The 718-nt window shown below is 72.0% G+C and carries 1 protein-coding gene; it reads left to right on the forward strand.

Going from position 1 to position 718, the window contains the following annotated elements; genetic code table 11:
* The coding region (locus AC27IQ_RS26325) for a phospholipase D-like domain-containing protein (RefSeq protein ID WP_487091416.1) at window positions 1-574 on the forward strand (574 nt) is incomplete at its 5' end.
* Between the last annotated feature and the right edge of the window lie 144 nt (window positions 575-718).

Consider the following 718-nt stretch of genomic DNA (forward strand, 5'->3'; position numbering starts at 1 on the left):
CGCGCTGCCCCAGCCGCTGCCGCCGGGCCCGCCCGAGGGCCCGTTGGCCCAGTGGGTGCCCAGCGGACCGGACCACGCGGACGACACCGTGCATGCCCTGCTGCTGGCCGGCGCCTACCACGCGCAGGAGCGCATCGTGGCCGTGACACCGTATTTCGTGCCCGACGACGCGCTGCTGGACGCCTGGTGCATGGCCTGCCGCCGCGGCGTTCGAGTGAGCCTGCTGGTGCCCTGGCGCTCCAACCACCGCCTGGCCGACTGGGCCCGCGAGCGCGCCCTGCGCGAACTGGCCCAGGCCGGTGCCGAGGTGTGGCTCGCACCGGGCATGGTGCACGCCAAGGCCGTGCTGATCGACGACGACCTGGCCCTGTCCGGCTCGCTCAACCTCGACGCGCGCAGCCTGTTCCTCAACTACGAGGCGATGACGGCCTTCTACGGCCCGGCCGAGGTGCAGTGGCTCTCGGACTGGTGCGCGCGCCAGATCGCCCTGGCGCGGCCCTATGTGCCCCGGCGCCCGTCCTGGCCGCGCGACATCGGCGAGGGCGTGGTGCGGGCGGTGGGCTTTCAGCTGTAGGACGGCCGTTCGCCCGGCGCGGGGCTCCCGCGCAGCGGTGTGTTGCTATTGTTTTTATAGCTTCATGGGCAATGAGTACTAGGGCATGAGGCGGTTTTTATATCGAAACCGGCCGGCGGGCGCCCGGCCGGCCGGTCGTTGCGT

The organism is Acidovorax sp. KPB24-07 (genome assembly GCF_057543315.1).